Annotated in this window: 24 protein-coding genes; 5 read left to right on the forward strand and 19 right to left on the reverse strand. The window is 60.2% G+C overall.

Going from position 1 to position 21660, the window contains the following annotated elements:
- From Q1W40_RS00485 to Q1W40_RS00545, 13 genes are all read right to left on the reverse strand, one after another.
- On the reverse strand, positions 1–657 hold a 657-nt coding region (locus Q1W40_RS00485; RefSeq protein ID WP_300707751.1), incomplete at its 3' end, for a hypothetical protein.
- Positions 658–706: 49 nt separating this feature from the next.
- Positions 707–1315 carry a hypothetical protein gene (locus Q1W40_RS00490; RefSeq protein ID WP_300707753.1) on the reverse strand — a complete coding sequence of 203 codons (609 nt, stop codon included), beginning with the start codon at positions 1313–1315 and terminating at the stop codon, positions 707–709.
- Positions 1316–1325: 10 nt separating this feature from the next.
- Positions 1326–1667 (reverse strand): hypothetical protein, encoded by a 342-nt coding sequence (locus tag Q1W40_RS00495; RefSeq protein WP_300707755.1) that lies wholly within the window; start codon positions 1665–1667, stop codon positions 1326–1328.
- Positions 1664–1963, reverse strand: coding sequence for a hypothetical protein (locus Q1W40_RS00500; protein ID WP_300707757.1), 300 nt, complete (start codon positions 1961–1963; stop codon positions 1664–1666). The genes Q1W40_RS00495 and Q1W40_RS00500 overlap by 4 nt, the downstream gene beginning before the upstream one ends.
- Positions 1964–2086: 123 nt before the next feature.
- On the reverse strand, positions 2087–2863 hold the full coding sequence (locus Q1W40_RS00505; RefSeq protein ID WP_300707759.1) for a hypothetical protein: 777 nt from the start codon (positions 2861–2863) through the stop codon (positions 2087–2089).
- Positions 2864–3048: 185 nt separating this feature from the next.
- Positions 3049–4479, reverse strand: a complete 1431-nt coding sequence (locus Q1W40_RS00510; protein WP_300707761.1) for a helicase associated domain-containing protein — start codon at positions 4477–4479, stop codon at positions 3049–3051.
- Positions 4480–4901: 422 nt separating this feature from the next.
- Complete coding sequence (locus Q1W40_RS00515) at positions 4902–5780, reverse strand: hypothetical protein (protein WP_300707763.1); 879 nt, start codon at positions 5778–5780, stop codon at positions 4902–4904.
- Between the two features lie 90 nt (positions 5781–5870).
- Positions 5871–6785, reverse strand: coding sequence for a hypothetical protein (locus tag Q1W40_RS00520; RefSeq protein WP_300707765.1), 915 nt, complete (start codon positions 6783–6785; stop codon positions 5871–5873).
- 46 nt (positions 6786–6831) lie between these two features.
- The gene (locus Q1W40_RS00525) at positions 6832–7881 is read right to left on the reverse strand and encodes a hypothetical protein (protein WP_300707767.1); all 1050 of its coding nucleotides are present in this window, start codon (positions 7879–7881) and stop codon (positions 6832–6834) included.
- 606 nt (positions 7882–8487) lie between these two features.
- On the reverse strand, positions 8488–9351 hold the full coding sequence (locus Q1W40_RS00530) for a hypothetical protein (RefSeq protein ID WP_300707769.1): 864 nt from the start codon (positions 9349–9351) through the stop codon (positions 8488–8490).
- Between the two features lie 598 nt (positions 9352–9949).
- The gene (locus Q1W40_RS00535; protein WP_300707771.1) at positions 9950–10756 is read right to left on the reverse strand and encodes a hypothetical protein; all 807 of its coding nucleotides are present in this window, start codon (positions 10754–10756) and stop codon (positions 9950–9952) included.
- A gap of 314 nt (positions 10757–11070) precedes the next feature.
- Positions 11071–11304, reverse strand: coding sequence for a hypothetical protein (locus Q1W40_RS00540; protein WP_300707773.1), 234 nt, complete (start codon positions 11302–11304; stop codon positions 11071–11073).
- Between the two features lie 251 nt (positions 11305–11555).
- A complete protein-coding gene (locus Q1W40_RS00545; protein ID WP_300707775.1) occupies positions 11556–12980 on the reverse strand; it encodes an integrase domain-containing protein in 1425 nt (474 codons plus the stop codon).
- A 1275-nt stretch (positions 12981–14255) separates the two neighbouring features.
- Here Q1W40_RS00545 and Q1W40_RS00550 point away from each other — a divergent pair.
- From Q1W40_RS00550 to Q1W40_RS00570, 5 genes are all read left to right on the forward strand, one after another.
- On the forward strand, positions 14256–15656 hold the full coding sequence (locus tag Q1W40_RS00550) for a plasmid segregation protein ParM domain-containing protein (RefSeq protein WP_300707777.1): 1401 nt from the start codon (positions 14256–14258) through the stop codon (positions 15654–15656).
- A gap of 16 nt (positions 15657–15672) precedes the next feature.
- Positions 15673–16071 (forward strand): hypothetical protein, encoded by a 399-nt coding sequence (locus tag Q1W40_RS00555; protein ID WP_300707779.1) that lies wholly within the window; start codon positions 15673–15675, stop codon positions 16069–16071.
- 122 nt (positions 16072–16193) lie between these two features.
- Positions 16194–16541 carry a hypothetical protein gene (locus Q1W40_RS00560; protein ID WP_300707781.1) on the forward strand — a complete coding sequence of 116 codons (348 nt, stop codon included), beginning with the start codon at positions 16194–16196 and terminating at the stop codon, positions 16539–16541.
- A gap of 12 nt (positions 16542–16553) precedes the next feature.
- Complete coding sequence (locus Q1W40_RS00565) at positions 16554–16727, forward strand: hypothetical protein (protein ID WP_300707783.1); 174 nt, start codon at positions 16554–16556, stop codon at positions 16725–16727.
- A 10-nt stretch (positions 16728–16737) separates the two neighbouring features.
- Positions 16738–17400, forward strand: a complete 663-nt coding sequence (locus tag Q1W40_RS00570) for a uracil-DNA glycosylase (RefSeq protein ID WP_300707785.1) — start codon at positions 16738–16740, stop codon at positions 17398–17400.
- A 159-nt stretch (positions 17401–17559) separates the two neighbouring features.
- On the opposite strand, the gene Q1W40_RS00575 is transcribed toward Q1W40_RS00570, so the two are convergent.
- The 6 genes from Q1W40_RS00575 to Q1W40_RS00600 form a co-directional block, all read right to left on the reverse strand.
- Positions 17560–18414, reverse strand: a complete 855-nt coding sequence (locus Q1W40_RS00575; RefSeq protein ID WP_300707787.1) for a hypothetical protein — start codon at positions 18412–18414, stop codon at positions 17560–17562.
- A gap of 133 nt (positions 18415–18547) precedes the next feature.
- Positions 18548–18763 (reverse strand): hypothetical protein, encoded by a 216-nt coding sequence (locus Q1W40_RS00580; RefSeq protein WP_300707789.1) that lies wholly within the window; start codon positions 18761–18763, stop codon positions 18548–18550.
- On the reverse strand, positions 18744–19088 hold the full coding sequence (locus Q1W40_RS00585) for a hypothetical protein (RefSeq protein WP_300707791.1): 345 nt from the start codon (positions 19086–19088) through the stop codon (positions 18744–18746). The genes Q1W40_RS00580 and Q1W40_RS00585 overlap by 20 nt, the downstream gene beginning before the upstream one ends.
- A gap of 186 nt (positions 19089–19274) precedes the next feature.
- Positions 19275–19550 carry a hypothetical protein gene (locus tag Q1W40_RS00590; RefSeq protein WP_300707793.1) on the reverse strand — a complete coding sequence of 92 codons (276 nt, stop codon included), beginning with the start codon at positions 19548–19550 and terminating at the stop codon, positions 19275–19277.
- Entirely contained in the window at positions 19547–20161 is a 615-nt protein-coding gene (locus Q1W40_RS00595; protein ID WP_300707795.1) for a hypothetical protein, read from the reverse strand. Before Q1W40_RS00595 ends, Q1W40_RS00590 begins: the two co-directional genes overlap by 4 nt.
- Positions 20162–20431: 270 nt before the next feature.
- Positions 20432–21331, reverse strand: coding sequence for a DnaJ C-terminal domain-containing protein (locus tag Q1W40_RS00600; RefSeq protein WP_300707797.1), 900 nt, complete (start codon positions 21329–21331; stop codon positions 20432–20434).
- Positions 21332–21660: the final 329 nt, after the last annotated feature.

Consider the following 21660-nt stretch of genomic DNA (forward strand, 5'->3'; position numbering starts at 1 on the left):
CGTTGGCGCCACAGCGGCTTCAGGTGTGCGCGCTTGAAGCTCGGCAAGGACGCGGAGCTTTCCAGCCTGCAGCGCCGTTTGCTCGCGCAACTGCTCGACCTCTTCCTGGAAATCGCGCACCTGCTGCGCGTCGCTCTGCGCGTAGGTGATGGGAGTCGAACTGCTGATCGCGGCGATCATGGCGATGAAGTCCGGGTTGGCTAGTGGCTCGACTTCCCGCTTGATCTCGAGGTCAGACACAGCCGCCAGCCATTGGTCGGGCTCGGATACAGCACCCAGCGTGCAGCGGTGCCACCCGGTTCGAAACGACCCGTCCCCCAGACGCACCCAGTAGGCGTCCCATCTGTCGCACATCGCCAGGTCAATCAGTTCCACCACCAGAACGCCCTGATCGCATTCGTTGGCGACCCGCAGGGTCAGGCCTTCGCTCTCGAATGTTGTGATGCCCTGTGCTTCATGGATATCGAGCTGCGGGTATTCGCACTGGATCGCCTCAAGCAGACGCTGCATCTGATCGCGCAGCAGCGTGCTCGCGTTGCCTTGCGCAAGGGGCTCAACCGCGAAGGCCTGACGCCGGTTGGAGAGGGTGTGTGACTGAAGCACCCTTGTGCTGAGGGTTGACGCCGGGTTGGAGTGGGTCATGATTTCGGTGGACATCTGCTTGGGGCTCGGTTGGAGGAAAACGCTCTGATAAGAAAAGTTCGTGTCAGCGGTGCAGTCGCAAGGCCTGCGCAGCGGTCTCGCCGCCCGCCAGCAGCACCAGCAGGGCACTCAGTGCAAGCAAGGTGGCCATGGCCAGCCCCGGGCGCCGCACGGTCAAGCGCGAGAGCGTCTGGCCTATCCAGCGAATGGCGCTTGTGACCACACCGCCCGGGTGAGCGCGGTCGTGGGCGATCTGCAGCAGCACGGCCGCGGCGTGATCGCATTCGTCCAGGTACCTCGTGCGGTCGGGGATGGTCCACCACGGCTCCACCAGGGCCTTGTTGCGCACAGCGGAGAGGTAGCGCAGGCGTTTGTCCAGCCAGGCCGGCAGGGGCTTCGAGAGGGAGTCCAGCTTGCTGTGGATGCCGCGCCCTCGCCCCCCGAAGTCACGGGCGAGCACCTGTTCGATCAATGAGGTGATGTCCATGACATCCTTCATGGAATGCAGGTGGATCGCTTGTCTCTCGGCGCGCTTGTGCGTGGTGGGCGCACCGGTGATGAAGTCCACTTGCTGGTCGCGCGTGGTGTCCAGCGACGGTTCGGGCGCCTGTTCACGCCCGGAGTCGTTCAGCGATGCTGTAGCCGAGACAGGGTCAACGAACTGGATGGGCATGGGTTGATCCTCAGCGGGGCTGCGCATTGGCAGGCGCATCGGTGTGCGGTGCGGGTGGGCTGCGCGTGCTCAGATCCAGCCCCGGCAGCAGGCCGGTGCGGGCCATTCCGAGCAGGGAAGTCGCCACAAAGCCGAGTTGCTGCAGCATCAGGCCGTAGCGCTCGATGCCCAAGGCGAAGCCGACTGAGCAGAGGTTGGCCAGGAAGAACGCCAGCCAGCCCCAGCGGGAGATGCGCGTGTTGGTGGCCAGCACCAGTGCGCCGATGAGCCCCATCACACACGAGCCCCACTCCAGTGCCGTGATCAGGGCCGCAAGCAGCTCCGGGTTGAGGTTGGTGCTCTCGGCGCTCATGGCTGGTTGCTCAGCACTTGTGCGTGCAGGCTCAGGCAGCGGATGCAGTCCACCCGTTGTCCGGGAACCGGTCGCCACTGGTTGTACAGGCCCAGCGGGCGGGCGCCGCACAGGGAGACCCCGTCCATGCCCGCTCTGGCCACCCACAGGTGGGTTGTCATGCCCACCGGGGCTTCGGTGTTGCCGGCGCCAGCGTCGCCGCAGAAAACCGCCGCAACCGCAGCTATGGCGTGTTCGGGCTCGAGCGTTGCCAGCTCGGAATCGCTGGGGAAGTGGGACAGGGGTGGCAGGTGCATGGCGGTGTTGGATCGGCTCTGGATTGAATTTAGGCGCGGTCATGGCCCGGCCCGGGTGGGCTATCGCGGGGTGTTTGCCCCGTTGACCGCGCCCTGAGAGACAGACGGCGCGCTTGCAGCCGTCTACGGCTTCTTGGAGGCCTTGCCGATGGCCTTTTTGGCAGCGCGCGTGGCCTTGGCCGCGTCCTTGCGGGCGGTGGCCTTCTCGGCTGCGAACGCCACTTTGTCCGCCTCGGCCTTGGCCAGGGCTTCCTGCAGGATGGTCTGCAGGTTGTCGAGGTGCGTCAGGGCGTAGTCGTTGAGGACGGCAGAGCCTCGCTTCCTCAGGAGCTTTTCAATTGCGGCCTGCGTGGGTTCGGTCTTCGAGAAGAACTCCACGAAGTAGTCATCACCGCCCGCCTGCGGGTGGATCACGGCCAGCAGCCGGTGGGTGAAGCCCTTGGCCTTGTGCTCCTGCGCGCGCTGGATCTCGCCCTTGAGTTCCAGAATCCGCGGGGGCAGCATCTTGCGTTCGAAGTCCCGAGCGATGCGCTGCAGAAAGCAGCTTTCGCACTCACCTGCTCTGTTGGTGATGCTCGTTGCGGGATCGAACGCCGGTGCGCCGCAGGTGCGGCAGGGCACAACGCGCACGCTCTCGAACAACGCGAGCGCATCCCCGATGGTGGCCTGCTCGAACGGCAGGTCGGGTCGGCGTGCGCCGGTGCTGTTGTGTCGGGTCTTTCCCCCATCGTCGATGCTCACCCCGATCTGCAGCCCCCAGTTGCGGTAAGTCCACGAGGGATGTTCGATGCGAAGGGTCAGCTTGGTGCCGGCGCGCTGGGTGGTGAAGGTGAACTCGCGCTGCAGGCGCTTGCTGAGGTCGATGCCGGGGTATGGCGTGGGGCTGGGGGTGTCGCTCATGTCGGGGCCTTGGGGCTGGCCTGAGCACTGCTGTGGTCAGGCGGTTGAAGGGACGAAAACTCGGCACTGCATGGGTTGCCCCAACAAACACCGATTCCTCAATCCAAACTAGCCCACATCCCTTTGCTGTCAAGGGCGCCTACCTGCAAGCATGCCCCGAATGTTCGCTTGCACTCGCCTTGTTTTCAGGCCTTGCGAACAGAGCCATCGGGATTGACGATGTCGTAGCTCACGCCCAGTGCTTCAAGGCGGACGCGAAGTTCACGGTCTTCTTCGCCCTTGAGCGCGCGTACACGCTCACGATAGAGCCACATCCCGAGCGCAATACCTCCTGGGGACCGGTAACGGAGTTCAATTTTTCTGCTCCCGTGCGCCTGTTTGTAGTCGATGACGGCGCGCACGATTTCCTCGGCCGCTCGTTTGTGCGCTTTCATTGGCGGCACTCCCAGCTCAATCAGCTGGTTGCGAAGGGCCTGGCGTCCAGAGTGCTCTGCCTTGCGCATGAGATTGCGGACGCGGTTGCCGAGCGTGAATCCGTCATCGCAAACGTACGAACTGGGTATTGAGCAGTGGCCATGCTCGGCCTTGAACTGAACCACGCGCTGCAGCAAAACCTCGCCTTCTGGATCGATCACCGTGACATCAAAGCTAAACCCCATCTCGGAGAGTTCGCTGCGGCGTGCCTGCGGGTAGTCTGGCTTTCTGGCGTTGCGGCGCTCGACGTAGCACCGGTTGCCCAGCGCGTAGCCGTTTTCGTCGCGATAGGCGTGCGGAACATCGCAGTCGCCGTGCTTTTGTTTGTAGGCTTTCAAGAGAACAACAAAGTCATTCAGAGGCATCACCAGGTCGCGTGAAGCCAGACTGACGCCAAGTTGCTCCAGCGCTTCACGGAAAACCGGACTCAGTCTTCCTGCTTTGTGGGCGACGCGCGCTTCGGTGAGTCGAGTGCCCAGCTTCAAACCGTTTGGGTCTATGTAGCGGGCCGCAACATCCACATGGCCATGCTCTTTCTTGAAGGCTTTGACGGCATCCAGCACCGGTTTTTGTTGTTCGGGATCTGCGTAGTAGTCGCTCTTCACTGCTGGCGCTTGACGTTGAAAGCCCAAGCGAAGCAGTTCGTCACGCATGACGTTGCGTCCGGACTTGTCAGCCCTGCGCATGTAATATGAGACGCGCACGCCGAGGGTGAATCCGTCATCGCAAACGTACTTTTTGCCAATCTTGCAGTGGCCACGCTCGGCCTTGAACTGTGCGACGCGTTGCAGCAAGATTTCGCCTGTCGGATCGAGCACCCTGACATCGAAGCGAAACCCCAGCGCAGAAAGTTCGCTTCGGCGTGCCTTCGGGTAGCCTGGATCCCGTGACGCGCGGCGCTCCTGGTGGCACCGGCTGCCCAGCGCGTAGCCGTTGTCGTCGCGATATCCGATCGGGACATCGCAGTGCCCATGCTTTAGCTTGTAGGCCTTCAGAAGGTCAACGAAGTCATCCAGTTTCGATCGTTGGACATCGAGGCTGCTGTAGGGGCTCTTCGGGCTCGCCATGTTGGGAGCCGCTTTCACGTTGCTATGTTTTTCCAACTGATTGGTTGATGGTTTGTTGCTTCGCGATGCCATCATATTGCGTCCGTCTACTGGTTATGGGTCATCAAAGTGCCTGTGCAGAATGCGTGCCCGGCAGCTGTACAGGGATGGCTGCTCGAACGGCACATCGAGCTTGCGTGCGCCGCCGCTGTTGTCCCGGTTCGTCCCCCGCCATCGCCAGGCTCGCACCTGCGCACTGGGTGGTGGGGAAGCTGACGTCGCGCGACAGGTGCTTGCGGGTGTCGAATCCAGGGTATGGCTGGGGGCGTCATTCATGAAGAAGCCTTGGGGCTGGCCTGATCTCTGTATGTGCTCAAGTGGGTGAAGGAATGAAGAACCTGGCACTGCATGGGTTGCCCCAACAAATGCAGATTCCTCAATTCAAACTATCACCCACTGCCGTCCTGTCAAGGTCAGCGGCGCATCCTATGCGCAGGCGCACCTTGATCTTCGCTTGCTCAATCGGCTTCCCCTGGTTGACGGCTACTGGCGCTTGCCGCAGCGATTGCGCGCACGGCCGTGGCCAGGGCACTTGAACCGTCCTCAATTTCGTTCAGGAAAATCGCCACCGCTGCGTCTCGGGCGCAGCCCTTGTGGTCTGCAACCAAACGCTCAAGTGTCTCAAGGCGTCGCTGGTTGATCGAGCAAGACTCCTCGATGGGGAGTACGCAGTGGTGCGTTTTTGGGTCCATTCGGCAGAACCCTTTGAGTTTGCGAATTTGATCAACGGTGGGATCGCACATCATGCCGATGTGCTGCTCAAAACGAATGGAAGGGGCGAGCCACTCCTGAGCTTGCTGTCCGTACCAATCGCGCTGTTCGTTTTTGTCGTGCGGCGCCACGCAGACCAGGACATGGGTGCAGTTCTCCTCGTCGCGGTCCAATTGCGTCCCTTTCAGAACCCTACGCACAGCAGCGATCTCAAGGATCAAGGCTTCCTCAACATCGGCCAGTTCCACGGCTAAGCAGCACTGGTCGCACGTTGGCTCGATGTCGGGGACTCCAGGAACGCTGTGGATGGCGCATGCGCCACAACTCGGGCACGGTGCAACCTTGATGCGATCGGCCAGCGCCATCAGGTCTGCCACACGCGCAGACGCCCTGGAGACCTTTGGGTTGCTCATTCGATAGGTTGTGAACGAGGGTCTGTTGGGTACTGAAATGCTCACCCACGCCGTCATGTGCTCGACCTCAGCCTCCAGCTTGTCCAGTTCGCAGCTCACCGCCAGCCGCAGGGATGCGCTACCCCGTGGAATGGATGCAGTGAAATCACTGGGCAGTGGTTTTTGAAGCTCTTGCACGGAGAGCGAGCCGATGGCAGCGGGTGTTTTTTTCATGCCTGTTTGGGGTTTGTGTGAACGCTTGAGGGCCAGTGCTGGGCTCGAGACTCTCAGGATGGGACAAGACTGCGGTTCAGAAGTGACTGCTCATTTCACAAGCTCGGCGAGCTTGACGGATATCGACATGCGTTTTGGCCGCGCTCGAGCAGGTGGAGTCCCCGAAGCCTCAACCGATGGATGCGCATGTTTCAGTTGCTTCATTTGCTTCAGTTGCTTGATGAGTGTTGCTCCTGCCCGCTCGCGCAGACCTTTGCTTTTGTGCAACAGATCTTCGAATATTGCCTTGCGCTGGACTGTCTGGTCGCGATAGTCCTGCAGGGGAAGGATCACGGCCTCATCTGGTGGGTTCAGCGGTCCTTTGTAGACGGCAAAGAGCGCTTCAATAGCATCTGTCAGGGGTACGCCTACCGTAAAACGGGTGACCTCCAGCGTGCACAGATGAGCGCGCAGGACCTGCGGCACCGATGCAAAACGCTCCAATGACAACCTCAGGTGTTTGCGCCGAATCACGACATGTGTCATGCCTTGATGTTGGGCCTGGTCGATGGCTTCGGTCCTTCGGGTCAGGTGCCCGGACTCGGCAAGGAGAAGATTGCCCGCAAGCCGGACCTTCCTCAAATGGTGGCAAGCCCAGCAGATGTACCGTTTGGGGAAGGCTGGATCCAGAACGTACGTTTCACTGCAATCAAGGCATCGATGGAGTTGCACGGATGCGACCAAAGCCTGCAGATCGCCTATGGTGGCCTTCGCACTGGGCACGTGGATGCTTGCGACTATTGCGAGGAATCTGCGTTCGCCGTGCTCGGTGTCAAGATGCAAGCAGGCCCGCAGGAACTTAGATCGGCTCTTGAGGGGCTTGACCAAGGGCCCTGCTTGAACGGTGATCTTGTGTGTTCCGAGTTGGAGCGTGAAATAGCGTCCTTTGGGCGCAAGTTTTTCCTTCCTGTCGAAGTGGTTGCTTTCCACGCGGTAGGCGGGCGCGGCGGCGCTCGATGAGCTCATGGTGGGCTCACTGGCAGTTAATGTCTGATCGCACTCGACGTTCATGTCAGTCCCAAAGTCCCAGCGGATGGCGCACACGCGCGTAATGGCGTTGGGTTTCACGGAGTGCGACGATCACCACCAGACCCGGAAAACGCTCCTCAATCTCCTGCGTGGTGGCGCAAGGCACGGTGTTCGTGAGCGGGCTCGTGCCCAACAGGTCGGAGGCGATGTGGGGCTGATCGGCCGTGATCTCCTCCAGCGTGATCGCAGCGGCGCGCCGGGCCAGTGCACGGATGCGCAGTTGGTCGTGCAGGTCCTGCAGCTCCTGGTCGTCGGCCGCCGTGGGCAGGCCTGCGGTTTTCATGTGGGCGCTGCGCAGCGCATTGGTCACGGTCTCAGCGCGTTCGCAGACCTTCCATTCGCTCTGGAAGTGCATGTGCGAGGCGTACTGGCCAGCGGCGTTGACGCTCATCACAAGGATGGGGTCGCCGGGCATGCGGGGTGAGAAGGCCAGGTGGACTATGGAGCGCTGGTTGATGGCGTGCTGGCTGTGACTCCCATCGGCAAAGGCCTGCGGCAGCGGGGCCCAGCGCAGCAAGGTCTCAAACAGGGGGTGCGGTGCGCTGAGCGTTGCGGCGGTGTCGATCATCTGGACTGCCACGCGGGGATCGAAGCTTGCGTCCAGGGGCGGCCATCCCGAGGCGGACGCATGGCTGTCCTCGAAGTCCCCTGGTTCTGAGCCCTCTGGATTGCCGGTGGCCACCGGGGGATAGACCACACGCATGAGGATGGCTGCGCCGCTTGCGGGTGCATCGGGGCGTTCTGCTGCGTTGTGGGCGAGCGCCAGGAGGAGGAATCGGTGCAGTTCGAAGGAGCCGGTGGGCGTGAGCAGTCCGGCAATCTTGCTGGTCTCGAACTGCTTGCGGGGCGCGCGTGCGGTGCTGTCGAAGTTGCTGGTCGGGGTGGCTGGGGCGTTCAGCTGGGAACTGGCAAAGCGGTCGAATGTCATGGAGGAAGGCTGTGCAGGCGAGCGCAGGGACACGCGCATGGGTACACCGCGGTCGCTGTCCTTGGGTGCGCGTCGTACTTCGGTGGATTCGTCTGCGTGGATCATGGCTGCGCTCTGTTGGTTCACTGCTCGGAATTGTCTTGGGGCTCTTTCAATCGCGCCAGCGATGCGGACCAGTCCAGCGGCCCGCCCCATGTTGTGAGTGAACGCGTGGGCGGGCTTCCTCGCGCCATGCGGCATTCCTCACGCAAAACAGTGAATTACCGGCCTTGAAGGTTAGGGCCTGAGGCTCGGTGCGGCCCCCGGCTATCTGGTGGGTTTGACCCCGATAGCGCACGGATGAGCCTGCCCAGGTGCTTTTGCGGGCCGGGGCATGGCGTGGTCGGTGGCTTGACGGGCTGCGACTGGAATGGGGTGTCGCCGTTCAAGTTGCTCAGCCGGGGAGCAATCCAGTTGGCGGGGGCCTTGTCGTTCGGGCGAACTTTTCAGGGCCACCTGGTGCGTCCAGGATCTCTGTCTCCTTCAGGAAGGCCTCATCGGTGATGAGGTGCTGCTGCAGGCATCTGACAAGCAGTTCGGCCATCAGGAGCCGCTCTCGCTCCTGTGCTGTGACCGCGACCCCGTCGCTTGCGCCTGTCCTGTGCGATAGGTCAGCATATGAGCCGCCGGATGACGGGGTCTGCGCTTGCTCGGGGTCTGGGCTTCGGGCGTTCAAGGGGTCGGTCCCTGAGCGCCGCGCGGACCCTTGCCTGCACTTTGGGCCGCGAAGGAGTAACTGGACAGAGCGAGTTGATCGCTGACCGCACTTTGGTTCATGACGCCGGCGTGCGCCTTCTTGGCCCGTTCGAAGTCATTGCGAAGGGCTTCAATGTTTTTGAGCTTGTCCTCGCGGTCCTTGATCCAGTGTCGGGTGTCGATCACTTCAATCTCGCTGCTGGAGTAGAAGACGTGTTTCGTGAACTCTTTGTCAATTGCGCGTTGCACGGGATAGCGATTGAAATGGTGCGCGACTTCCAAGTAGCGCGCATACCCTTCCACATTTCCGAAGCCGTCGCGGCAGCCCTGGCAGGACTCAGGACAGTCAATGTGCGTCAACCCCTTGATGAGCAAGGTGAAGCGACGACCTTTGGCGTAGGCCTCTTGAACGCTGGAGAGTTCGCTCCGGGCCTCTTCGACCAACTTGTCATAGCTCTTTGAATACAGGTTCTGCGGATCGGCGATGTGGCACATCTCACAGATGCCCTCGTGGTTCGTCTTACAGGGGCCCTTGCCTATGGCCGTGCTCCGGCATTCTTTGCAGACAGGAAACTCGACCTCCATGAGGATTTCGAGTACCTCCGACACGATTGTTTCATCAAATTTCTGCTCGTCTTCGTAGACGTGATACGCCACTTGAGCATAGTCAGGCAGGTCTATCCGCGTGATCCAGAATTCCAGGCACTTTCGCTGCTGACGTCCGATGGGTGGGGCGGTCTGGATTTTGAAGACACCCCCCTTCCTGGCAAAAACCCAATCGAAGTCGCGCGTCAGGTTTGCGTAGAGATCTCTCAGATCGGGTGTTGAGCGAGCTTCCATGGTGTGATGTCTATTCAGGTGGTTGAGGGCGCAGGCACCGCGCGCGATCGGGCGGGATACTGTTCGCGACGAATTCTGTTTGCAGATGGGCCGTCGCGCCAGCGAAGCGGACCAGTCAACCAGCTGGTCTCCCGTAGGTACCGGCCAAACGCATGCCGGGGTTGCGCTGCTGAGGCCTGTCCCGTCTCAACATCAACGATAGGCGGCAAATGTTGTCTTGGCCGCCCGGTCAACGCGGGATTGTCAGGCCGATAGCGCACCCACCTCCAAGGCGAGCACACCACGGTCGCGCTCAAGCGGTCAGCAAAACCGAGGCGTAATCACCCGCGCGCTGGAATGAATGTCTCATACCAAACCTGCAGGGCTTGTTCGAAAATCCGGTACCAGCTTGCCTGCCCCCCCTGTCCTCCTTCAACCACACCCCGCGTCGAGGTTCCGCTTTGCGAGGCTGGATTCGGTTTCGACACCTCAGTTTGATCGGCCCCTCCCTTGGCCGTGGTGTGGCCACCCTGCCCCTGGCCGCACAGAACTGCATCGGGCACCTCGCCGGCCCCGTTGCGTGCGCCGACCGAGCCCCGCCTGGAAGCCTTTGCCCAGGTCACCCCCGATACGCTCGACGTGCGGCGAGCTGGGCAGACCTGAAGATGTGATCCATGTTCCAGGAATACACCCCTCTGAATTCGAGGTGGTCTTCCCACTCCTTTGCCCGGTACACACGCACGGTGCTGCCTGGGGCAAAGGCGTGCTTCTTGAGGTGTCTGTCGATGGAGCGTTGATCGGGGTAGTTTCTGAAGTGGTGTTGAACTTCCACGACTTCGCGTTGCTGTCCGTCTTGGGGGCTTCGTGCATCGCAGATAGGGCATGGTCCATCGCAGCCCACGTGCGTTTGACCCTCGATCACGAGGGTGAAGCGATGCCCATCCTCGTAGGCCTTGATCGCGGCGTTCAGATCCAGCGTGCGGTCATCATTGTCCTTGCGGTAGAGCTTCTGGTTGCGGTCCGAAGGATCGAGCAGGTGGCACCACTCGCAAACGCCCAGATGGTTCGTCTTGCAGGGCCCGCTTGCGATCGCTGGCTGCACCTTGCATTGGGTACACGGTTCGATCACGATGCTGTTCACTTGGTTGATCACATCCTCGAAGTAGGTGTACTCCAGATGTTCTTCCCAGTCGTAGACGTGATACGAAATCTGCATATCCAGCGGCAGGTCGATGCGGGTGATCCAATACTGCAGGCACGGCCAGCGAACCATATCGCGGGGCGGCTTGGCATGCATTCTGTAGAGGCCCCCTGCCCGCTCGAACACCCACTGCGTGTCGCGCCGCACAACGTCGCAATCATGCGTGTTGGCGCTGCGCGTGTTCGGGTCTCCCAAAATGAAGTCCTCGTCTTCGACGTAGTACATGGTCTTCCTTTCTGTTGACCCAAGGCAGGTGTCAGCGTGGTTGGCCACATGCGCTTTTGGCCGTAGGTCAGGTTCATTAGTCGATGCGGTGAATTCTGGTGATGGGTGGGCAATAGCGCCAGCGATCACGACCAGGCCAGCGGAGCAAGGGAGGACTGCAATGGCCTGCGCAAGCCACGCTTCCCAATCCCTTTGCACACCACCCTCAAACGATAGGTGCTCAACTAACCAGACCGAGCCCGGCCAACGGTGGGTGGCTCATGCGATACCACCTGCCCTGTCGCCTTTGTCTGGTTTGAGGACCGCAATCCAACTCAAACGTCAACTGCCAATTCAGTTCCGCGCTGCAGCGAAAGACGCGTTCCAAACCTGCAGTGCGTTATCGAATTCGCGCAGCCAGGCAACATGACAAGCTTCCAGTGCGTCACCGCCTGCTGGTGTCGCTCGAATGCGTCCCACATCTTCGGACAACCGGCACCGGCGCTCCCGCGCTTGGCCTTGCAGGTCGAAATCGTTTCGAGATTGACCGCCGCCTGCTTTTTCGCCATCGTTTTGTTCCATCGCGGATTCACATGCCGAGACGTCGCTTTGGCTGGAGAAGTAACTTCTTGAGTTCATGTCGTGGTCAATTGAAAGTGGATTCCAGTGGGCACGCGCTCGGCATTGGGCAGCTGGAATTGTCATTTGTCGTTGCGAGTTCTGACCGGTGCTTCAGGGGAGTTGTGGGGTAATTCACGGTCGCAAGTCGCATCGTTCAAGGAACATGCTCTGCGGTTCACTTCCCAAACCCCCTCGTCTATCAGTCCAGGAAAATCTCCACGCCGTCATCGGGTTGCACGCCGATCAGCAGCGGAGAGACCTGCACGCGGCCAGGAAGCAACTTCTCCAGCAGCACCTGGATCTCGACCAGCGCCGCCAACTCCACGCCCTGCTCCAGCGTCACGGTGAGATGGATGCGCTCGCTGTGTGCCATTTCGACACCCATCGCCGCGCGCCCGGTGAGCCACGCACGTTCCACACCCGCATCCAGCAGGCCCTGCGCAACACCCGGTGTGATCTGAAACACCTCAAGCAACTTCTCGACACGCTTGAGCTGGCTCTTGCTCATGAAGGACACCGAGCTCAGGTAGGCCGTCGAGATGTCCTTGCGCCAGTGGCCCAGCGCTTCGGACACCTTCTTGTAGGCGTGCTCGACCAGATCACGGTTCTCCTTGAACCATTTGGAGGACTCCTGCCCCTCTGCGGGTGGGCGGTGCCCGGTGATGTCCTCGAAATAGTCGGCCGCAAACTCGTGGCGCAACCCGTGGCTGGACACCCCCATGTTCTTCTTGTTGATGCCGTACTTGCGCAGAACGTGGTAGTACTTGGTGCGGGCATCTTCAATCGACATGCGCGCGTAGCCCATCTCCCCCTTGGGATGGTTCTGTGCCCAAGCTCGCGCGCGGCTCTGCACCTCGCGCTGTCTGGCGGCCTTCACAGGATCCTTCATGTAGGGCACAAAGCGGCCATTGCCACCTTTGGTGCCGAGGTTCACCATCACGCCATCCACACGTTCGGACTCCATCGGGCGGTAGCTCAGCGCCTCGTTCACACGCAGCCCGAAACAATGCTCAAGCTCGAACAGCCGTGCCTCGTGAGGGTTTTCTTCCTCCACGAGTGCAATGATCGCGCTGGCATCCACCCCAGCTGCTCTCCATGACTTGCTGCCGTGTGTGACCTGGTGGCGTTTGAGGGCCGAGCGATCAACTCCTTTTGCTTCCAGCTCCTGGTAAAGCTCTTCCTTCTTCGGGATTGCTCCGATCTTGCCGATGAGCTCACAGAACTTGCGGATGTTGGTCAGCTTGTTCTGGATGGTTGAAGCACTGTGCCCCAACTCGTTCGCCCAGTACACGACCAATGCCATGGCGTGGCTGCGTCCGATCTGGTCAATGCGCTGGATGGGCATCCTGACTTTGCGCAGATCCTGGATTGCATTCTTCAGCGTGCGGCCGAACGACGTCTCTGTCCGATAGGCGACTTGGCGGACGCGACCGTTAGACGCCTGCAAGTCCAGGTCGTGGAGAAATCGGGTCATCTGCCGCAAGGGGTCGTTGGGGTGGGCATTGATGGCTTCTTGCGCCCGCCCTGCGGCACTACCCGGACCGCCCCGGGTCAGCGCCTCTGCACGCGACTTTGCTCGGAACTTCTTTCCCTGCCCGCCGCTGTCTTTTTCCTTGTCTTTCATTTCTCTCGCTCCATGGGTTACTCAAGGTGTGGTGAGGGCTGACACCTGCGGGCGCATTCACACCCGCACGTCTAAACCCTCGCGCACACACAACAAGCCAGACTCATCTGGCGTCTCTTTTGCTACTGGTCGCCCGGTACAAGGCCCCTGGGCAAGGCACATCAGTCTTCGGTTTTTTCCGTTTTTCGTTAGCAAGCCGTCCTGTCGGCACAAGTGGAATCCTTGTGTGACCACCATCCTTCTGGATGGGCACCCCGACGCAGTGATGGCGTTCGGGGGGGATACTGTCTTCTCAGACAGAGCCATGTGGGTTGGCTAGACCAGAGTAGTTATTCACTACCCAGGTGAACTCACTTCACCGCCAGACTGAATTGGCGGCGTTGTCCTTTGCTGCTTGTCCCACCTTCCCCTTTTTAGGCCCCTGCGGGCTCCCGGACATGCCAGGCGGGAGGTACTGTGACTGGCCACCCGAAGGCAGTTGTCAGAGCAAAGTCAAAACGTGAGTTGATCTATACGCTTGCGCGTCCACACATGCTCCGTAGCAGGAGCGTTGGCTGGCGACCTCCATAGGAAGGCCTTGTTGGCTTGCTGTGGGCAATCCCCATCTGGGGGCCACCACTTCTGAACCGCATCGCGGGCTCAGCAGCTGGTCTTTATGCGACCTGTTTTGCGATGCCCCATACGGAGCAACGTCTTTGGTTTGCGACTTCCAACGTGGGAGGCCGACTTGTTGCCTTAGGACACTCACATTGGAGCGTCGGTTGGCGGTTTGCCCGATGGGCTATGACATCACTGGTGTGACCCGGGATGTCGACGTACCGAGGTACAGCGAAACGGATATTAGGGGCTGTGCCGCGTCTTGTCATTTGATGCGGACCAGTTGTGGATAGTTGGTGCCGCGTCGTGCCCGGTTCGCGAGTTATCCACAGTTGGCATATTTTGTTCCCTCTGCGTTTCCGTCATGCCAAATGGGCAAGAACGGCTGTCAAATCAACGCTCTTCTTATCACTCTGTCTGCCACCCCTCCTGTAACTGCCGTTGTCTCTTGCGTGAGCGGGCGCATGTGGGTAACGGGCACCACGCATAGCTTTGGTTGCGTCTCAAGAACTTGCACAACCTTGATGCTCACACCCTACTTCGTCTGCAGTGTCCACCAGCCTGGTTGGCGGACCCCGATAAGCGCTTCATCCCCGTTGACCTCCACAGGCCGCCAAGCAGAGGGTGCTAAGGAATCGCTTCCCAAGCCAAACTGGCTGAGGCCTCGCATGGCCTCGCATGGCCAACCTCGCGACACCCTACCTGTTCGACAAGCGTTTCATGGCCTCGTATGGCCTCGCATGGCCTCGCATGGCCAACCTCGCGACACCCTACCTGTTCGACAAGCGTTTCCTGGCCTCGCATGGCCTCGCGTGGCCCCGCATGGCCAACCTCGCAACACCCTACCTGTTCGATATGCGTTTCCTGGCCTCGCATGGCCTCGCACGGCCCCGCATGGCCCGCAACTGGTCCGCATCGCTTGCAGAGGTGCGAAGGCCCAAACAGAATTCTCAGCAGCACAACTTTGTGCAGGCATACATCCTGGAGAGTCCTATGAAACGCGACGCACATCTCATCACCGTCCCCGCGCGAGCCATCGACGTGGGCTACGCCAACACCAAGTTCACCTGTGGTCACAAGGTGGCACGTGGTGTCCCAATCATTCACACTGATTTGTTCCCTTCCATCACCGCCACGCTGCGGGCTGGTGCTCCTTTCCGACACGCACCTGGCACGCTGGGGGCTGACGGTGGCATCAGCGAAATCGATGGGGTGCAGCACTTTGCCGGTCGTGGGGTCGAGATGCACCTCAAGGGGCTCCAGCCGCGCCACGTCATGAAGGATTACTGCACCTCCCCCGCCTATCTGGCGCTCATGCGGGGAGCGATGCACTACATGCTGGTCGACGAAGGCAATCCAAAAGAGATGACGATTGAGCACCTGACAGTAGGACTCCCGCTCAACACCTTTGACGAGTACGAAGATCACCTGCGCGAGTTGGCCATTGGACGGCACTCAGTGATCAGCCGAGATCCTGCTGTGGGCGAACGGCACGTCACGGTGTTGGATGCCTCTGTCATCGTGCAACCTCTCGGAGCCCTTTACTACTACGGGCTGACGCACAAGGACTTCGAGATGAGCGGCTGGAATCTGGTGGTCGATGTGGGCGGCGGAACGATCGACTTCTTGGCGGCGTACGACAAGGTCCCCAACTACGAACGCTCCGGGGCACACCCAGAGTCGATGCTGGCTTGCGCGTACGAGGTGGCCAAAGCGATCAATCCGGAGCTGAAGAACCAATACGGTGTCATCCAGGCTATCGATCTGGCCATCCGCGACAACCGGGAAACCGTTCGCATTGGTGGTGAGGACTACGAGATGGCGCGCTACAAGGGAGCCATCAACGAGGTCCTTCGCCGTGGTTACGAGGCCATGCTCAACACTGTGGGTGCCTTGAATGACTTCGACAACATTCTGGTGTGTGGTGGTGGTGGTGCGGTGTTCTTTGAGTTTCTCCGTGAACACGCGCCCGAGCTGCGCCGGCGCCTGAAGATGGACGGTGGCTCCACCTTCTCCAACGTGCGGGGCTTCCAAGTAGCAGCGGACTACGCTGCGAAAGAAGCTTCAGCAAACCGCTGATCGAAGGGAGTGAAGAATGGCACAGCGTAAACGGATCGAGAAGCCGGGGGATGTTTTGCGAATCCGCGTCTCCATTCCCCCCGATGGCAGTGGAGCCCAGGAGTACCTCAAACGCATCAACCCTGTCGGGCTCAATTCGGAGGTGCTGCATTTGATCCAGCTGGGCTACCAGGTCCGAATGAACATGAGTCGGGTTAACTTGGCGCACCTCGGTCATATGCTTCCTTCAGCGACAGTCGAGGTCCCAATGCCGCAGCCTGCCTCAACTCCCCCTGCCGACTCAGAGACCGCCCAGGTCGATGTTGCCGAGCCACTGGAGGAAGGGACCTCGGTTGCAAGTCCCTTCGATGCAAGCTTCAAGAGCATGTTCGGCCAAGCGTTCGAACGCACACGGAACAGAAAAGCGGTGGCCTGATCGCGGGTAAGAGAGCAAAGAAGGGGCGACTAGGTCGCCCTTTTTTTTGCTCGAAGCGCCCTTGACACAGCCTTGATACGTGCGAACCTAGTCTCAAGCAAACCCAAAGAGAGAGGACAAAAATGTCTTACCTGGCCGAAATCGATATGACCGTTGCAGACTTCCGCGAGCACTACGCTCCCGTCGAGGCTGCTGCCAAAGAGCCTCACTGGCTGCTGGGGAGCCTTTACGGCCGCGATCTCCTGAAGATCAAGCTGCGCATCAGCCGCCCCGAGGTGGTGGTGCCGGAGTGGAAGCACGCCGCGCACCTGGACCCTCTTCTGGAGGACATGGTCGACGAGCTGGGACTGCGGGAGATGCCCGAGCCCAAGACCTTCGTTCAGCGGTTGGCTTATGTGAAGACGGTGGCCACGATGGCGTTGGCCGTGAAAAAGAACATGGCGCTGCCTGAGTGGCGCTTGAACAATTGAAAGGGGAACGAAATGGAATCTTTGCTGATTTTGTGTGTGGTGGGATTCGTGATCTTCCTTGCGATCAAAGGGAATGCAAGTGGGGCTGGTGGCGGTGATGACGACGATGAAGGCTCCAGCGGCGGGGGCCGGGCCGTTACCCACAACCACGGCAGCATCGACCAGTTCGGGAACCATGATGACTGAAGCGTGTTCTGTGAGTTCATCTGCAATGGCGTTGGCTCAGGAGCTTGCGTCATTGCTTCCCGCTACCCGCGAGGGGTTTTTCAACCCCTACGCCACACCTCACCCACTGGACGCAAACAGCAACAACCCCCAGGCGAAACTGGCTCGGTTGGGAGCCCATTTGGATTGCGATCCAGAGGTGATCTGCGTTGGTGAAGCGCCGGGGTATCAGGGCTGCGCTTTGTCAGGGGTTGCATTCACCTGCGAGGATCAAATACTCAGCGGCGCGATTCCTCGGGTGGCGCTTTTGTCCGAACGACTTTCCAGCCGCCCCAAGGGTCCTTTCAAGGAACCGAGCGCCGCTGCCGTGTGGGGAATCCTTTACGAATTGGGTCTGGCCGAAAGGGCTGTGCTTTGGAATGCCGTTCAGATGCATCCTCACCGCCCAGGCAACCCCCTGTGCAATCGGACGCCAACAACAAGCGAGGTGATGGAGGGCAAACCCGCAATGCTCGCTCTGAGGTCCGCATTTCCCAAGGCAAAGCTCGTTGCGATCGGCAAGAAATCGCAGGGCCTGATGGATCGAATGGGGCTCGCGTGCGATCTGGCTGTTCGTCATCCTTCGTACGGTGGCAAGCCTGAGTTTCAGGCTTCAATGCGAGCTGCATTCGGGCGACGAGCGTTGCCAATTTGAGGTTCGAAGGAGTATTTGGACCGCGTTGCTGACGTACCATCGCAAACGCAACTGCGAGATAAAAAAAGAAAAGCCCCGGACCACCTTTTAAGGGTGGCCGGGGCTTTATTCATGGTGCCGATTGCTCAAGCCCCGAGGGGCAAGAGTAGGCGTTGGAACTCAGACGAGTTCGGGTTGCGGTTGTGCCCTTTTCTTCGGGGCCTTCTTCGTGATCACCACCTTGGCCTTGAGCCACTCGCGGTCATCGATTGCTTCGATCAGACGCTCGCCCATCTCGTTGAAGTGGACGTCATCGATGCGGTGCGTCTCACCCCCCTCGCCTGCCGTCAGGTCGATGAAGTAGGTGTCGGCGCCGCGGTCGTAGCCCACATAAACTGAACCGGTGAACTTGCTGTTGGCGATTTGCACGGTCATCCCCGGGGGCGTGGCCACGCTCTCTTCCTCCACCGGGTCGGTGAAGGTCAGGTTGGTCGCGCCGGCATCCACCAGGACGTTGACGGTGTGGCGCAAGCCCCCGTCCACTGTTTCCCGCTCCATTTGCGTGATCATGTCGCGCAGGTAGGGGTTCTGGATGACGGTGTAGCTCGCAATGAACCGCTCATTGATGCCGAGATACCGACCTTCCCAGGTGACCGGGAAACGGGTTTCGACGCCGGTGAGCATCATTGTTCGGCAGCCGTCCACTGAGGAGTCATCCGTGCCGTCTGCGGCCGTGCCGTCGAAACGACGCAGCTTGTAGAAGGTCACAGCGACTTTGTCTTCCAGCGCAACGGGCTCGCTGAGCAGCTTGCTGACAACGATGGTGAAGGACCCAGGACCGGTTTTGATCAGGGTGAAGTGCTCGCCTTGCTCGACCACCTTGCCCTCAGCCGGCATCAGGTAGCTGACGCCACCGAGTTGGTTGTGGCTGGTCTCGCCCGTGTAAGTGACGAACTTGAAGGTCCGGATGTTGCGGCCGAGATGGCTGCCCACCACAGTCTTGATCCAGTTGCGGGCTTGGTCTTTGAGGTTCATGGTTTTTCCAAAAAAGAAAAGCCGGGAGCCTCGAAAGCCCGACCGGGCAATGAGTGCACCCGGCGGGTTGGTTGAAGTTGGCACCGCAGGGGTGCCGATGTACGGCGTGGCCGTCAACGGTTGAGATTGTGGTTCAGAGCTCCAAGCTTGTCGCCTGGTCCGGACCACCCGTGGTTATTGTGGTCAGCGCTTCGAGCCAGTCACGGCAGTACTCCTGACCTGTCACACCCTCCAGGCGCACTTGGCGCACGCGGGTCATGGTGATGTTCATCTGTGCAGCAAGGCTTCGGATCGTCTTGCCGTTCTGCCGCATGAGCCGCTTGACCATTTCAGGCTTCAGCTGGTTCATGGATCTCACCTGCGTTCATGGTCTCACCGGTCACGTGGTCGTGAATGTCCCAGCCGTGGGCTTTGGACAGCTCCCTTGCGTACGCGGTGGCCAGGGCATGGGAGCCATGATCACCGACACACGCGGCGAGGCCGTCTTTGTGCCTGAGGTAGACCGAGAAGAACTCGGGTTGCGCGTGGTCGATCCGAACGTCGCCCTGGTCGGGGATTGGGCCGCCCACGTGGCGCACGGGTTCGATTTCAAGCGCCTCGTAGTCGCTGGCTCGCTCGCCCTTCACAAGGCACGCAAAGCGCATGTCCATCAAAGGGGTCGGGTTGGTTGGCATGGATGCCTCCTTTTCAGAGGTGCATCTCCCCGTCAGGGCGTGATGCACCCGATGGGTTGTTGAGTGCTGTCGCAGGGACAGCGAATTCGGCGGTGCCGGATTCCTTGAATCCCCGATTGAAGGAGGCTCAAGGAATCCACCTGCCGTGAGGCAAGTGGACACCAGGGTTTGGGCAGGCGCCCGGGGTTACTGCATCAGCGAAAAGGGCTCGTGCGCAGGGGTCATGGGGACCAGCAGCCAGTCTTTGCGAAGGCGGCGGGCTTCCGTGATGAAGTCTTTCAGCTCGTCAGGCTGGTCACCGAAGTCCTGCTCAATGGGCAGCACGCGGATCAGGTAACCAGCCGGGGTCTCGATCTGGACGCACGCCGCTGCGTCTTCCGACAACAGCAGCATCGACCATGCATCGAGCATGCCCTCCTTGATCTCGAGCGTTCGAGGGGGGACGGTCCATTGCGATCTCATGCTGGGCATTCCTCCTCTTGTGCGCTCACCTCGGGGATGAGGCTGATGCCGTTGAAGGTCACCACCTTGCAGGGCGTGAACAGGCTGTCGCTCTTGTTGATGACCTGGCCCAGTGCGATGCGCTGCAGTGCGACGCGGTCACGTTGGGTCAGGGAGACGATGGGCACCTCACTGCGGTACTCAACCTCACCTTTGAGGCGGCTGTTTTGCCAGACCACACGGACGTCGATCTCGGCGAGCAAGCGGCCCATCTTGAAGACGCCCTGGAGGCCGACCTTGTAGTCGTAGTGCTTCAGTTCGTCCAGCGCGCGTTGGCGCTCGATCTGCTTGAGACCTTTCGGGCCCACCAGGTAGAGATCCTGACCACTGGACTGAATACTCAGCGCGGCGTGTGCCTCGTTGGTGATGCGGGGGTCGATGTACAGCGGATAGAGGTGGGTGCCCATCTCCCGGACCACCCAGAGATAGGTCATGTCGGGAGTGAAGGTGTCCAACAGCTGCTGGCGGTCGTACTTGTAGAAATCCTGCTTGTAGTGCTGGAGAAGGGGGTAGCCAGGGGCTTCGACCACTTCACGCATGCGCTCGAACAATACGTCGGATGGATGACTCATGGTGTTCTCTTGGGGGTTGAGGGACACCTGAGCCCATCGGGCACTTGTGCCCCTTGGGTAGATAAAGGACGGCGCGAAACCGTCAAACGGTGCAAGCACCGAGGTGGAGGCATTGTCCGGTGGCAAGCGAATCACTGCAAGCGCACAAGACCACTGGACCTGAACCGCAAGTGCGTCGTTTCGCACCAATGGTCAAGAGGCTGCACGCATGCGGAACCTGACGTCAACCCGTGTGATTCAGGAGCTTGCGCGTCCGAATGTGGTGAAGCCTCAAGAAGATGCGCTGCGTGAGCGCTTCATTGCGGGTTGACTTTTGAGGTTGGTCGCGTTGAAGCGCGATTCTGGGCTGCCCTGCGCCCACTTCCCGATCTCCCTGTCCCAGCTGTCTAGTTGTTTGTTGCGCTCCTCGCGGGCCATCTGTTCGAAGAACTTTCTCTGAGAGACTTTCAAGCGAACATCCTGCGGCACAAGGTGGACGATCAGGTCACCTCGCTCGAGGGATCCTTCGCTCGTGGGCCACCCCTGTCCTGCGACCTTGATTTCGTGCTCCATGGGAGTGAACTGGACGAGTGCTGTGCCATCAAGCAACGGAGCCAGAACCTTGCCCCCCGCCAGCCAGGTCCAATAGGAGACAGGCACGAAAGTCTCAAGTCTTCCGCTCTTGGTCAGTCGGAACATTTCATTCTTCTCGATCTGCACAGTGACGACGAGGTCACCATGCAGACCAGCAACACCTGAAGCGTCGCCGAACCCGCGAATGCGAACGACACTTCTGTCTTTGACGCCCGCTGGGATCTTGGCGGGTGCTGACCAGCGACGCATCGGACCGAGTCCGGTGCCCGAACAGGCCCAGCAGCTCAGTAACATTCGCGTCCGCTCGCAGTGCAAGCAGGGAGCCATGCAGGTAGGCGTGCAGTTACAGCCCGCGATGGGAGTGAGGCCGCTAGAGCAGGCGAAGCACTCGTCTTCATCCCATGGGTAGTGAACCGCGAGGGAGATCTTGGCTCCCCCACAAGCCGCGCAATTGTCTGCGATGTGCCCTTGCGTTCCAATCTCGCAGCCAAACGCCGCCTCGAACATCGTCAACGTGACGCTGAGTTCAATGTCCTTGCGACGCTGTGCGATCGAACGTTCGCACATGCCCTGCAAGCACGGATTGGTGTGGCTCATTATTTGATCCGATCAGGCCTCAGCCTATGCGCATGTGGTGTTCTGCATGTGCAGAGAGTTGCGGGTAGAGACCATTCTTTGCTGAGATACTGATCACGACGAAACGACAAGGTAGGCTGGTCAGCGCGAGTCCGTCGAGCGGTGAAAGCACCGAGGTGGAGGCATTGTCCGGGGGCAAGCTAATCACTGCAAGTGCACAGGACCACTGTGCTGGCGCGACTGGCGCTTCGTTTCGTGGTCAGCTCAGGCGGTGGATCGTTAGACTCCGGGCTTTGCAAACGGGTTGGGCTCACCCCGGCCCGGTAATCACGACACAACCATGAAGAACT

The organism is Limnohabitans sp., from assembly GCF_030158565.1.
Taxonomy (GTDB): domain Bacteria; phylum Pseudomonadota; class Gammaproteobacteria; order Burkholderiales; family Burkholderiaceae_C; genus Limnohabitans_A.